The following is a 12075-nucleotide window of genomic DNA, read 5'->3' on the forward strand; positions in this document are numbered from 1 at the left end:
CAATCCGTCAGCTGCGGTCGGCAGTCGGCAGTCGGACGAACGGCTCAGTCCCGCAGAACGGCCTCCATCACGCTCTTCGCGATCGGCGCGCCGAGGCGGCCACCGGAGATGTCGGAACGGGAGATGTCCATGTCCGTCGGGTCGATGAACACCGCGACCGCGACCGAGCGGCCGTCGTCCTTCTTGCCGTAGCTGACGAACCAGCCGTACGGGACCTCGTCGCGGACGTTCACGCCGCGCTGGGCGGTGCCCGTCTTGCCGCCGACCGTCACACCGTCGATCAGGGCGCGCTGGGCGCTGCCCTCCTTCGCGGTGTGCTCCATCATCTCCTGGACCTTCTTCGCGGTCTCCGGCGAGACGGCCTGGCTCATCTCCATCGGCTCGTTCTTCTCCAGCGTGGAGAGGTCCGGGCCGCGCAGTTCGTCGACGATGTAGGGCTGCATCAGCTTGCCGTCGTTGGCGAGGGCCGCGGTGACCATCGCCATCTGCATCGGGGTGCTGGTCAGGCTTCCCTGGCCCATGCCGGTCAGCGCCGTGCCCGGCTTGTCGAGCTTCGGCGGGTAGAGGCTCTTCGTGGCGAGCATGTCGCCGAACTCGTCCGCGTACACGTCCTCGTTGAAGCCGAACTTCTCCGCGGTCTCCCGCATGCGGTCCTCGCCGAGTTCGGACGCCGCGTCCAGGAAGACGTTGTTGCAGGAGTACTGCATGGCGGTCTTCATCGACGCCTTGTTGCAGACCGCGTCGCCCGCCTCGCTGCCGATCTTGTTCGTGGAGAGCGGCAGGGGGTAGGGCGAGACGGCGTCCGTCCGGGCGTCCACGTCGGTGACCACGCCGTGCTCCAGCGCCGCGGCGGCCGTGAGGATCTTGAAGGTGGAGCCGGGCGGGTAGGTCTCGCGCAGCGGGCGGTTGGCCAGCGGCTTGCTCTTCTTCTTCTCCAGGGCCGTGAAGCGGTCGCTCTCCTCGAACGAGATGCCGGCGAAGACCTCGGGGTTGTAGGAGGGCGTGGAGACCAGCGACAGCACCTTTCCGGTGCGCGGGTCCAGGGCGACCACCGCACCCCGCGCGCCCAGGTCCGTCAGCCCCTTGTAGGCGGCCTTCTGCGCCTTGGCGTCGATCGTGGTGATCACGTCGCCGCCGCGCCGGGGCTGCCCGGTCAGGACGTCCTTGGCGTGCCGGAAGGCGAAGCGGTCGTCCTGGCCGCTGAGCACGCTGTCGTACGTACGCTCCAGCAGCGAGGTGCCCCGCGACTGGGAGGCGTACCCGGTGACCGGCGCGTACATCGGGCCGTCCTTGTTGGTCCGGCGGAACGCGTAGTCGCGGCTGTCGGTCTCCTTCGACCCGGTGATCGCCTTGCCGCCGACGATGATGTCGCCGCGCGGGGTCGAGAACCGTTCGAACCGCACGCGGGCGTTCTTCTCGTGCTGGGCCAGCTCCTGGCGGTCGACGTGCTGGAGCCAGTTCGCCCGCAGCAGCAGGGCCAGCACCAGCAGCCCGCAGAAGATGGCTATGTGCCGCAACGGCCTGTTCATTCCACTCCCCACCCGGGCGGGCCCCCGGTCCGCGCGACGTTCCGCCCGACGACCGGGCCCGCGTATGCGATCCCGGTGATTAAGGATGCCTTGTACGCGCCCCCGGTTGCACCGGCGGCCCCCACGCGGGGGTGGGTATGACCCTCCTCACAGGTACGCGGCGTAGGCGTCCAGCGCCCGCAGGACCTCCGGCTCGTCCGCCGGGGGCAGCTGGAGCACGACTTCCCCGATGCCCAGCTCGGCGTAGTGGGCGAGCTTGCCGGGGGTGGGCCGGACCGCGTACGGCACCACGTGGAGGTCTTTCGGGTCGCGCCCGGCCTCCTCCCAGACCGCCCGCAGCTTCGGCAGGGACTCGGAGAGCCCCCGGCCCCCGATGGGCAGCCAGCCGTCCGCGTACTCCGCGATGTGCGCGAACAGCTTCGGGCCCGCTCCGCCGCCGATCAGCGTGCGCGGCCCGTTGACCGGGCCGCGCGGCCGCCGGCACGGCTTCGGGTGCGCCTCGCTCGGCTGCACCGAGCCGAACGCGCCCTCGTACCCGGTCGGTTCGTCCGCCCACAGGGCCCGCATCAGCGCCATCCGGTCCCGGACCCGGTCCCGGCGCGTCGGCCACTCCACCCCGTGGTCGGCGGCCTCCTCGACGTTCCAGCCGTAGCCGACGCCGAGCGTGAACCGGCCGCCCGAGAGATGGTCCAGGGTGGCGGCCTGCTTCGCCAGGACGATCGGGTCGTGCTGGGCGACCAGGGTGATGCCGGTGCCCAGCGCCAGCCGCTCGGTGACGGCCGCCGCCTGCCCCAGGGCGACGAAGGGGTCGAGCGTGCGGCCGTACTCGCGGGGCAGCTCACCGCCCGCCGGGTACGGCGTGCTCCGACTCACCGGGATGTGCGTGTGCTCGGGCAGATACAGCCCGCCGAACCCGCGCTGCTCCAGCTCGCGGGCGAGCCTGACCGGGGTCACCGTCTCGTCGGTGAGGAAGATCGTGGTGGAGATCCGCATCGAGAACACCTCGTAACACCTCCGGGGTCCGGGTCCTTCTGTACATCGTCGTCCCGCGCGTACGCGCCGTCCTGCACATCGTCGTCCTGTGTATACGGCGCTCCAGCGTGTACGGGGGCCGTCTCCGCGGCGCCCATCGTGCACGCCGTCCGTCTCCACGCCGTCCCTGCGCTTCACCGACGTAAGCCGTACGTCGGCGGAAGCCGGGACCGTGGGGGCATGAACAGCGACCGCGAACCGCGTACACCGGACCAGCCGCCGTCCCTCTCCCCGCCCTCTCCTCCTCCCTCGTCCTCGCTCCCTCTTCTGCCCGCGACCACCCGGCGCAGCCTCCTCGCCGGGGCCGCCACCGCCGGATGGACGGCGGCGGCCATGAGCTTCGCCCACGCCGAGGACCGCCCGGAGAACGGGACCGGGACCGGGAACGGGAACGGAAGGGGCAGCGACCCCGACCGCACCTGGACCCTGAGCGGGACGCTGCCGCCCGGATCGCCGGACTACGTCTACCTCCCCGTCGACGTGCCGTCCGGGGTGGCCGAGATCGGCGTCTCCTACACGTACGGCAGACCGCCCGTGCCGCCCGGCACGCAGGGCAACGCGCTCGACATCGGCCTCTTCGACGAGCGCGGCACGGCGCTGGGCGGTCGCGGCTTCCGGGGCTGGTCCGGCGGGGCGCGCACCTCGTTCTTCGTCCGCGCCGACGCCGCCACCCCCGGCTACCTGCCCGGTCCCGTACGCCCCGGCACCTGGCACATCGCCCTGGCCCCCTACACCGTGGCGCCCGAGGGCCTTCGTTACGAGGTGACCGTCACGCTGCGCTTCGGGGAGGCCGCCCGCACCCCCGCGCCGGTCCATCCGCCCGAGCGGGTCAAGGGGCGTGGCCGTGCCTGGTACCGGGGCGACTGCCACCTCCACTCCACGCACTCCGACGGGCGGCGCACCCCGGCCGAGGTCGCCGCCGCCGCGCGGGCCGCCGGGCTCGACTTCATCAACAGCAGCGAGCACAACACCACCTCCGCGCACGCCGCATGGGACGGGCTCTGGGGCGACGACCTGCTGATTCTGACCGGCGAGGAGATCACCACCCGCACCGGGCACGTGCTGGCCGTCGGCACCGACCCCGGCGTCTTCATCGACTGGCGCTACCGGGCCCGCGATCAGCGCTTCGGGCGGTACGCGCGCCAGGTGCGCCGGGCCGGCGGGCTCGTCGTGCCCGCCCACCCGCACGCCACTTGCATCGGCTGCGCGTGGAAGTTCGGCCTCGCCGAGGCGGACGCGGTCGAGGTGTGGAACGGCCCCTGGACCCCGGACGACGAGGTCGCCCTCGCGGAGTGGGACAACGCGCTGGGGGCCTCCGTACGGAACGCGGGCGACGGTCCGGGGCGCTGGCTCCCCGCGATGGGCAACAGCGACGCCCACCGCGAACCGGACCGGGTCGGCCACCCGCAGACCGTCGTCCTGGCCGAGTCGCTGTCGCGGCGGGCCGTCCTCGCGGGCATCCGGGCGGGCCGGTCCTACCTCGCGGAGTCCGCCGCCCTCTCCCTCTCCTTCGGCGTGACGGACGGGCGCGGCAGGCACGCGGGCATCGGGGAGCGGCTGCGGGTGGCGGCGGACGCGCCCGTGACCGTACGGCTGGAGGTGTCGGGCGCGGCCGCCGACTGCACGGTGCGCCTGGTCACCGATCAGGGGGTGCTGCTGACCGCCCCGCTGCCCGGATCGGGGGCGGGCGTGGTGGAGTGGCGTACGACGCCCGCCCACGGCGCGTACGTACGCGCCGAGGTCCGGCACGCTCCGACCGTGCCGGGGCTGCCGGGCGCGTTCGCGGCGCTCACCAACCCGGTGTTCCTCGACGCGGAGGACGGCGTGGCGGCCACCGCGGGGCACGCCGCGGGTGCTGGTACGGAGCACTGAGAAACGGGAAGGGTCCAAGCACGCGCGGCGGCGGCCGGGCGGGGAGGAGCGGGCATGGGGTCGGCACCACGCAGGGGACCGGGGCTGGGGTACTTCCTGCTTCCGGCGGGCGGCGCGCTGAGCCTGACCGGTGTGATCACCGGCAACAGCACGTCGGTCGGTCTGAGCTGGATCATGTGGGTGCTGAGCATTCTGCTGCTCCTGGGAAACCGTTCGCGCCGCCCGGCCGACCCGCGCGAGCTGGCGGCGGCCGCCGCCGCCGGGGACGCGCGGGCGGTACGGGGGCTGCGCACGCTCGCCCTGGCCGCACGCGCCGAGGGGCGTCCCGCGGCGGCCGAGCGGATGCTGCGTCAGGCGGTGGAGGCGGGGGACGTGGAGTCGATGTGGGAGCTGGGCCGCCTGGTCGAGCAGCGCGAGGGCCTGACGGAGGCGGAGCCGTGGTTGCGGATGGCGGCGGACCACGGCCACCCGGTGGCGAAGCGGCTGTTCCGCCCGGGTGGCGCACTGCACCCGGACGGGGCGGGGCCGACGGGATAGGACCAGGCTGGGGGCCCGTCCGCGTACGGACCGTCCGAGGCCGGGCCCGTCCGGGGCAGGGTCCGTCCGGGGCAGGGTCCGTCCGAGGCAGGGTCCGTCCGAGGCAGGGTCCGTCCGAGGCAGGGCGGCGCGGGCCAGGGCGGCGCGGGCCAGGGCGGCCCGGCCCTTCCGCCGGGTGCGTTGCTCCGGCATACGAGTTTCCGCGCCGGCCTCGTCGGGAACACCGTCTTCGCCGCGCCCGTCGGGAACGCAGGCCGGGACCGCGAGCCTCCGGGGGACGAAACACGCGTCCGCCACGGCCGGGAAGGCCCCCGCGGCCCCCACCGTCCACCCACCCCCCGGTCGGCGGCAGGATCCAGCCACTCCCCAGTCATCGAAATTCAGGTTAGCCTCACCTAAAGAAACTCTCTGGTAGTGGGCCGCGAGGCCGGGGCGAGGCAGGAGACACACCGTGGGGCACGGCTGGGAAGGCGTCGTTCTCAAACTGTTCCGGGGGCGTGACTTCACGTTCACGGTGACCGGCACGGAGCAGGTCACCGACCGCTTCCGGCGGGTGCACATGACCGATGGCGGGCTGCTCGCCGCGACCGGCGGGGCGCACCCGACGATGTGGGTGCGGTTGTGGTTCGAGAAGGACGGCAAACCGCACCAGCGCGCCTACACCCTGGTCGATCCGGACCCGGAGGCCGGCACGTTCAGTCTGGAATTCGCCCTGCACGAGGGGCCCGCGTGCGCCTGGGCTCGGGGGGCGAAGGCCGGCGACACGATCGACGCGACGCTCCAGGGAACCGGCTTCACGCTGCCCGACCCCGCGCCCGCGCGGCTCTTCGTGATCGGGGACGCGGCGGCGCTGCCCGCGATCAACTCCCTGCTGGACGCGATCCCGCGGACCCCGGCGACCATCTGGTTCGAGACGGCGCACGAGGAGGACCGGAAACTGCCGTTCCGCCTCGACGAGGCCCACCACACCCTGCACCCCGTGGAGCGCCGCGACGCGGGAGCGCACCTCGTCACCGAGGTGAAGGCGGCCCTGCCGGGGCTGCTGGGCGAGGACCGCTCGGACGCGTACGTCTGGGTCGCCTGCGACACGGCGACCACCCGGACCCTGTCGGCGTACCTCCGCAAGGAGCTGGGACTGCCCAAGGACCGGGTGAACGCACTGGGTTACTGGCGGCCCTAGCGAGGCGGCGGAAACGGCGGGCGCCGATGAGTTCGACGGCCGGTGGCGGTCATCAACGGCAGGCAGGAGGAACGAACCTCTCCGGCCATCCGGTACGTACGACCAGCAGAGCGAGGGAACAGCCATGACGGCCTCCACCGACGACACCACCGCTCCCCGGGACGGGATCACCGGCCTCGGGGTCATCCTCGGCAGCACGGACTCCGACGCCCTGATCGCCTGGTACCGCGCCGCGCTGGAGCCCCTGGGCGCACGCTGGGCGGAACACCTGCTGCTGGTCGGTCCCGGAGCGATCATCGGCTTCGACCAGCGGGACGACGTCGCGGACCGGGCGGCCGAGCCGGGCCGGCAGCTGATCAACCTCACCGTGCGGGACATCCGGGCGGCCGAGAAGCACCTGAACTCCCTCGGGGTGACGTGGGTGCGCCCGGTCGAGGAGGTCGGGGGCGGCTGGTTCTTCTCGACGCTCGTGGACCCGGTGGGCAACTACCTCCAGATCCTCCAGGGCCCGGAAACGGCCTGACAGCACGGCTCCGGACGGAGCGCGGCAGCCGCTCCCCCCGGGCGGCCCGTACCAGCGCGGCGACGACGTCCCGCCACGCGGCGTCATCGGTGCAGTCGGTCCGGATGACGAGCGGCGCCCACTCGTCATCCCGAACGATCTCCGGCAGCCCGTCCACGATCCGCGCCCCACCTTCCACGATCCGTGCCCCGGCCTCGACGGTCTCCGCGACCCCTCGGCCTTCCACTCGGACCTTCTCACGCGTCACTGACAACCGCCCGCCCCGGAGAACCCCGGCCTCCCGGACCTCGGCTCGATCGGCGCACGGACCGCGCGCCGGCTGATCCGCGCGCTCCGGTTCTGACCGGTAGTCTGCGGACCCGCACATGCCGGGCCTGCCAGGGCGGGCCCGCCGACGGGACGAGGTGGGCGCGTAGAGCGCATCGGTGACGAGGAATCGGTGGCGGGCCGCGGGCACTCGGTGGTGGACGCGCTCAGGGCCGCCGGGTGGCGGCCGGGGCGGTGGATCGACACCACCGCCTGGACACGGCAGTTGGTGGCGGCGGGGTTCACGCTCAACGACCGGGCGGGCCCTGTGTGGGCGGAGTTCGGTGGTCTGACGATCAGGAGCGCTCCGGCTCGTGTCCCGGCCTCGTCGCTGCGGCTGGACCCCGTGGACGCCTGTATCGACGCGGCTGAGGAGGCCTGGAGGATGAGCCGCTGGTTCGGGGAGAACCTCTCTCCGCTGGGCATGTGGTCGATCCAGTACCGGGCGTACGTGGGGGCGAGCGGGCAGGTCATCGCCGTGGGAGCGGGTTTCCAGTGGCGGCTCGGCGCGAGCTTCGCGGAGGCGCTGAGCTACGTGGTGGAGGGCGACGGCGGCGTCCATCGCACCGAGCGGGCGGCCTGGTGGTGACGTCCGTCCCCGCCCCGCGCTCCCACCCCGGGTTCTGCCGTCACGCCTCCGCGTCGCCCCACTCCTCCACGGCCACCTCGTCGCCCACCGACAGCCTGCCCGGCCGCGTCACGGCGAACTTCGCGCCGAACACCACGCCGCCCCACGACGCCCGGCGGTAGTCCGCCAGCGTCCGCAGCGGCTCCGGGCCGCCCCGTGCCCCGGCCTCCTGGTCGACCAGGGTGACCGCGCAGCGCACGGCGAGCTTCGTGTACCCGAGCCCGGCCGTGCCGATGGCCGCGCGGCGGATGCGGTCCTCGGCGTGCGGTTCCGTCGCCCAGTCCGCGGCCCCGTCCTCCGCCCCGTGCCCCTCGGGTGCGCCGCCGACGACGATGTTCGGGCGGAAGCGGTCCAGGGACAGCGGCGCCGCGCCGCGCTCCGCCAACCGCGTGCTCAGGTGGGCGAGGGAGGCGCGGGAGAGCAGGTGGACGGCGCTGCTGTCGGCGTAGCCGGACGTGCCGGGGGTCAGGCCGTCGGTCTTCCGGTCGTGCTCCGGCGGCACGCGGACCAGGCGGCTCGGGACGCCGAGGAAGTCCGAGAGCCAGGCGGCGGCCTCGTCGCCCTGGTCGATGCCCTGGTACGTCACCCCGAACAGGTCCACGTCGCGCCGGGGCGCGGAGGTGGTGACGTCCACGTGCACCTCCCCGTGCCCCGCCCCGCCGCCGCTCCCCGCATCGGCAGCGGCCGAGGACGCGGACGCGGCGGAGGGGGAAGCGGCGGAGGGGGAGGCGAGCACGAGCCGGCTGCCGTCCGCGCTGATGGTGGGCCGGACGAGCGCGAGGCGCGGGTCGCGGCGCTGGGTGCGGTGGACCCCGTCCACGCCGACGACCATGAATGTGCGGTCGTGCGCGAGACCGGCCGGGGTCAGCCGCGCGCTGCTCACGGACGTTCCCGCGCACCCCTTGACGGGATAGGTGATCAGATCGACGACCGTGGCCATGCGGCCTCTCCTTCGTGACGCCCCGCCCGCGCATCCGCTGCCGCCGGGCCCGTACAGCAAGAGTGCCAGGTGGCCCGGACGGTGATCGACGGGGTGGGCGCCGGGCCGGGAGAGGCCGTCACCGGGCTCGCGTCAGCAGTTCGGGATCACCGTCCCGTTGTTGTCGCGGGCCTCGTCGTTGCCCCACCGGGAGAGGTAGTACGCCGAGACGTACGCGTTGCGCCCGTTCTTGCCCGCGTACACGACGTCCAGGTCGGTGCGCAGCCACCAGTGGTTGAACTGGGTCGCCGTGCCGACCCGCGCGCCCCACACCTTGCAGTACACGTAGTTCGTGCCGGCCTTGAGGATGCCCTGTGCGTCCACCGCGTCGGCGGCGGCGTAGCCGGTGGCGTCGGCGAAGGTGTCGACCCAGAACTTTCCGGCTCCGCTCCCGCAACCGTTGTCGCTGGTCAGGTACTTGCTGTAGTACGAGCCCGGATACGGCGCGAGCGAGCGGCCGTTGATCACGATGGTCTGGCCGACTCCGTTGTACAGCTGCTCGTAATGGATGTGCGCGCCGGAGCTGTTCCCGGTGGAGCCGGCGGTCCCGATCTGCTGGCCCTGGGCGACCTGTGCCCCGTGGGCGACGGAGAACGCGGCGAGGTGGAAGTAGTACGTCTTCCAGCCGCCGCCGTGTTCGATCGCGATGTAGTTGCCCGCGCCGCTCGGCTGGGAGTAGCGGTACGCCGTCCCCGCGGCCGAGGCGAGGACCGGGGAGCCCGCGGTGCCCCCGCCGTCGGTGCGGACGAAGTCGAGGGCCTGTCTGACCTCGGCGGAGTGATGGCTGTAGGTCCACTGCTGGCCGCAGGCGTACGGCGCTTTGAAGTTCGGCGCGGCCGCCGCGGGACTGGCGGCGGCGGTGACGGTGAGCAGCCCTCCGAGGAGCGCGAGCAGGGCCAGGAGACAGGTGCGGGGTGAGCGCATGGGAATCCTTCGGGGTCGGAGCCGTACCGTTCCGGTGGCGGTGCTGGTGACGAAGTGCCCGTGGATCTACGCGGGTTGAGCGGTCACCAGAATGCCGCAGCTTCGGCACGCGCGACAGACCTCCGCCGACCCGGTGGGCCCTTCCCCGGACCGGAGGACCGGCGTGTCCTTTACGGACGCCCCTCGTTCGCATACGCGGCCCGATGTCGATCCGTACCCGAGAATTCCTGCCCCCGTGCCGATGCCGACGTCGCCGCCGAACGCGCCTGAACCGCCGGGGGCAGCCCTGCACCAGGTGAGAGCCCGAGGAGGCTGGAGAACATGTCCGACGCGAAGGATTCCGGGACGCCCCCGGCCCCCGCCCCGCCCGCGCTTCCGGCCCCGGCCGCGGTGGAGGGGTCGGGGATCGCGTACTCCCGCTCCCTGCGCTTCTGGCTGGACCCGGCGAACCTCGCGGAGAAGCTCCGGCAGGCGGGGCCCGTCGTCAGGACGAGGACCGGCCCGGCGGTCGCCTTCCAGATGAACGACCCCGCGCTCATCCGGAAGGTCGGGAGCACGGAGGACGTCTTCCAGTTCTGGGGTACGGACCCGTGTCTCAAGGAGGTCGGCGGCCGGGGGCTTCCCGGAGCCGAGGGCCGGGTCCACCGGGAGCGGCGCGCGGTGATGCGGCCGGCACTGGCGGCTCCGCGCCTGACGGAGCTGGGTACGTCGGTCCGGGCCCGGACCCGGCGTCTGCTGGCCGAGATCCCCTCCGACCGCCCCGTGGACATGCGGTTCGAGATGGGCCGCCTCGCGTCCGGGCTCATCGTGGAGTCCGTGCTGAACAGCACGTTGTCCTCGGAGACCCTGTCCGCGCTGGCCCGGTCGCGTTCCGCGTTGTCGGCCGGGATGATCTGGAAGTACACCCTGTCCCCGTGGCCGTGGCTGCCCGCGCCACGGCAGCGCGCCTTCCGCCGTGCGGCCGCGCTGCTCGACCGGGCCACCCGCGAGGTGTACGAGAACCACCGCCCCGATCCGGACGGCGGTGACGTCGTCTCCCTGCTCAAGCGCGCCTCCGGCGGCGATCGGGAGAAGGTGCTGCACGATCTGTACGCGCTGCTGCTCGCGGGCATCGAGACCACCACCGGGACGCTCGCCTGGTCCTGCTACGAGCTGGGCCGCCACCCCGGCCACCAGGAAGCGCTCCGGGCCGAGGCCGACGCCGTGCTCGGTGCGGACGGCTCCGCCGATGCCGTCCGTGCCGAACTCCTGCCCCGCGCCGCCGGCTTCATCACGGAGATCACGCGCGTCCACGGTATTCCGTTCCTGGTCCGCCGCACCCGTCACGCCACCTGTCTGGGCGGGCAGACCGTGCCCGCCCGTGCGGTGGTGACCCTGCCGCTCGGGGCGCTGCGCCGTGATCCGGACCGCTATGCGCGGCCGGACGAGTTCGACCCGCTGCGCTGGTCGCCCGACGCGCAGCCGCCGCTCTCCCCCGCCGCGGTGTTCGCCTACGGGCTGGGGCCGCGCTACTGCCCCGGCGCGGCGGTGGCCGACATCCTGGTGCCCGTCGCGCTGGCGAGCCTCGTCCACGCACGCACCCTGCGCATGGCCCGGCCCGGCAGGAAGGTCCGGGTCAGCCTGGAGCTCACCCCCACCCCCAAGGGCCTGTCGATGGTCGCCGCACCCCGCGAGCCGCAGCCCGGCCGCGCCGGGGCGGTGCCGTCCCGGACCGGCCCCGACGAGCACACCGCCCCCGACCCGCGCCCCTGACCGGCGGCGATCGGGGTGGCCGGCCGGCCACCGGGACCTGTACGCCCGCCGAGGCCCCCTTGGGGCGGCCTGACGCCACCCGCGACCATCCTCCATGTAGTACCATGTACTACATGGAGACCACGGCCCGCGAGTTCAACCAGAAATCCTCACAGATCCTCGCTGCGGCGGCACGCGGCGAGAGCATCACCGTCACCAAGAACGGCACCCCTGTGGCGCGCGTCGTTCCCATCACCGACAACGACATTCCTCCTTACCCCACCGACCCGATGGGCGCCATAGACCTCCCCGACCTCGCCCTGCCCGACCTCACGGACGAGGACATCGAGCACACACTCAAGGGGATGGGGGCGTGAGCCTGACCGCCATTGCCGACACCAACGCTCTCTACCGGCTCCTCGATCCACGACTCACCGGTCACGAAGCGCACAAGAAGGCACTGTCGACGATCAGCCACTTGATCGTCTCTCCGTTCATCCTTGCCGAGCTGGACTATCTGATCACCACCAAGGCAGATGCCGGCAAAGCTCTGGCAGCAGCACGCTTCATCGAGCGCAACGCAGCCACTCGCCGGTTCGAGATCCCCTCCGTCGGGGCGCATCTGAGTGCGGCGATCGCCGTCGCGGAGGGGTACGCCGATGTGGACGGCGGCAAGGGCATCGGACTTGCGGACGCGATGAACGTCGCCCTGGCCGCCGCGTACCGTACCGAGGTCGCCTTCACCTCGGACCGCCACTTCCGCATGGTCCGCCCCCTGACCGGCCACAAGGCATTCCGGTTGCTCCCCGAGGACCTGTGACGAGGGTGCTGACC

General features: G+C 73.0%; 12 protein-coding genes. 8 read left to right on the forward strand and 4 right to left on the reverse strand.

Annotated elements, in window-relative coordinates:
• Positions 1 to 44 precede the first annotated feature (44 nt).
• Positions 45 to 1529 carry a penicillin-binding protein 2 gene (locus QFZ71_RS11895; protein WP_307668215.1) on the reverse strand — a complete coding sequence of 495 codons (1485 nt, stop codon included), beginning with the start codon at positions 1527 to 1529 and terminating at the stop codon, positions 45 to 47.
• 147 nt (positions 1530 to 1676) lie between these two features.
• Complete coding sequence (locus tag QFZ71_RS11900; protein ID WP_307668216.1) at positions 1677 to 2522, reverse strand: LLM class F420-dependent oxidoreductase; 846 nt, start codon at positions 2520 to 2522, stop codon at positions 1677 to 1679.
• Between the two features lie 372 nt (positions 2523 to 2894).
• Here QFZ71_RS11900 and QFZ71_RS11905 point away from each other — a divergent pair, with 372 nt between their 5' ends.
• The 5 genes from QFZ71_RS11905 (at position 2895) to QFZ71_RS11925 (ending at position 7568) form a co-directional block, all read left to right on the forward strand.
• Positions 2895 to 4433, forward strand: coding sequence for a CehA/McbA family metallohydrolase (locus tag QFZ71_RS11905; protein ID WP_307671425.1), 1539 nt, complete (start codon positions 2895 to 2897; stop codon positions 4431 to 4433).
• Between the two features lie 54 nt (positions 4434 to 4487).
• Entirely contained in the window at positions 4488 to 4970 is a 483-nt protein-coding gene (locus QFZ71_RS11910) for a sel1 repeat family protein (RefSeq protein ID WP_307668217.1), read from the forward strand.
• Positions 4971 to 5421: 451 nt separating this feature from the next.
• A complete protein-coding gene (locus tag QFZ71_RS11915; protein WP_307668218.1) occupies positions 5422 to 6150 on the forward strand; it encodes a siderophore-interacting protein in 729 nt (242 codons plus the stop codon).
• Positions 6151 to 6274: 124 nt separating this feature from the next.
• Positions 6275 to 6673, forward strand: coding sequence for a VOC family protein (locus QFZ71_RS11920; protein ID WP_307668219.1), 399 nt, complete (start codon positions 6275 to 6277; stop codon positions 6671 to 6673).
• A 439-nt stretch (positions 6674 to 7112) separates the two neighbouring features.
• Positions 7113 to 7568 (forward strand): SUKH-3 domain-containing protein, encoded by a 456-nt coding sequence (locus tag QFZ71_RS11925; protein WP_307668220.1) that lies wholly within the window; start codon positions 7113 to 7115, stop codon positions 7566 to 7568.
• A gap of 40 nt (positions 7569 to 7608) precedes the next feature.
• On the opposite strand, the gene QFZ71_RS11930 is transcribed toward QFZ71_RS11925, so the two are convergent.
• Both QFZ71_RS11930 and QFZ71_RS11935 read right to left on the reverse strand, forming a co-directional pair.
• On the reverse strand, positions 7609 to 8547 hold the full coding sequence (locus QFZ71_RS11930) for an MOSC domain-containing protein (RefSeq protein ID WP_307668221.1): 939 nt from the start codon (positions 8545 to 8547) through the stop codon (positions 7609 to 7611).
• Positions 8548 to 8679: 132 nt separating this feature from the next.
• Complete coding sequence (locus tag QFZ71_RS11935) at positions 8680 to 9510, reverse strand: M23 family metallopeptidase (RefSeq protein WP_307668222.1); 831 nt, start codon at positions 9508 to 9510, stop codon at positions 8680 to 8682.
• 321 nt (positions 9511 to 9831) lie between these two features.
• Here QFZ71_RS11935 and QFZ71_RS11940 point away from each other — a divergent pair, with 321 nt between their 5' ends.
• The 3 genes from QFZ71_RS11940 (at position 9832) to QFZ71_RS11950 (ending at position 12061) form a co-directional block, all read left to right on the forward strand.
• Positions 9832 to 11262, forward strand: coding sequence for a cytochrome P450 (locus QFZ71_RS11940; protein ID WP_307668223.1), 1431 nt, complete (start codon positions 9832 to 9834; stop codon positions 11260 to 11262).
• 113 nt (positions 11263 to 11375) lie between these two features.
• On the forward strand, positions 11376 to 11618 hold the full coding sequence (locus QFZ71_RS11945) for a type II toxin-antitoxin system Phd/YefM family antitoxin (RefSeq protein ID WP_307668224.1): 243 nt from the start codon (positions 11376 to 11378) through the stop codon (positions 11616 to 11618).
• On the forward strand, positions 11615 to 12061 hold the full coding sequence (locus tag QFZ71_RS11950) for a PIN domain-containing protein (protein ID WP_307668225.1): 447 nt from the start codon (positions 11615 to 11617) through the stop codon (positions 12059 to 12061). Before QFZ71_RS11945 ends, QFZ71_RS11950 begins: the two co-directional genes overlap by 4 nt.
• The last annotated feature ends 14 nt before the right edge of the window (positions 12062 to 12075 follow it).

Source organism: Streptomyces sp. V2I9 (genome assembly GCF_030817475.1).
Taxonomy (GTDB): Bacteria; Actinomycetota; Actinomycetes; order Streptomycetales; family Streptomycetaceae; genus Streptomyces.

Excerpts from the sequence above, each read along its gene's own strand:
- QFZ71_RS11895 (WP_307668215.1), bottom strand. The coding sequence starts at position 1,529 with ATGAACAGGCCGTTGCGGCACATAGCCATCTTCTGCGGGCTGCTGGTG.
- QFZ71_RS11900 (WP_307668216.1), bottom strand. The coding sequence starts at position 2,522 with ATGCGGATCTCCACCACGATCTTCCTCACCGACGAGACGGTGACCCCG.
- QFZ71_RS11905 (WP_307671425.1), top strand. The coding sequence starts at position 2,895 with ATGAGCTTCGCCCACGCCGAGGACCGCCCGGAGAACGGGACCGGGACC.
- QFZ71_RS11910 (WP_307668217.1), top strand. The coding sequence starts at position 4,488 with ATGGGGTCGGCACCACGCAGGGGACCGGGGCTGGGGTACTTCCTGCTT.
- QFZ71_RS11920 (WP_307668219.1), top strand. The coding sequence starts at position 6,275 with ATGACGGCCTCCACCGACGACACCACCGCTCCCCGGGACGGGATCACC.
- QFZ71_RS11930 (WP_307668221.1), bottom strand. The coding sequence starts at position 8,547 with ATGGCCACGGTCGTCGATCTGATCACCTATCCCGTCAAGGGGTGCGCG.
- QFZ71_RS11935 (WP_307668222.1), bottom strand. The coding sequence starts at position 9,510 with ATGCGCTCACCCCGCACCTGTCTCCTGGCCCTGCTCGCGCTCCTCGGA.
- QFZ71_RS11940 (WP_307668223.1), top strand. The coding sequence starts at position 9,832 with ATGTCCGACGCGAAGGATTCCGGGACGCCCCCGGCCCCCGCCCCGCCC.
- QFZ71_RS11945 (WP_307668224.1), top strand. The coding sequence starts at position 11,376 with ATGGAGACCACGGCCCGCGAGTTCAACCAGAAATCCTCACAGATCCTC.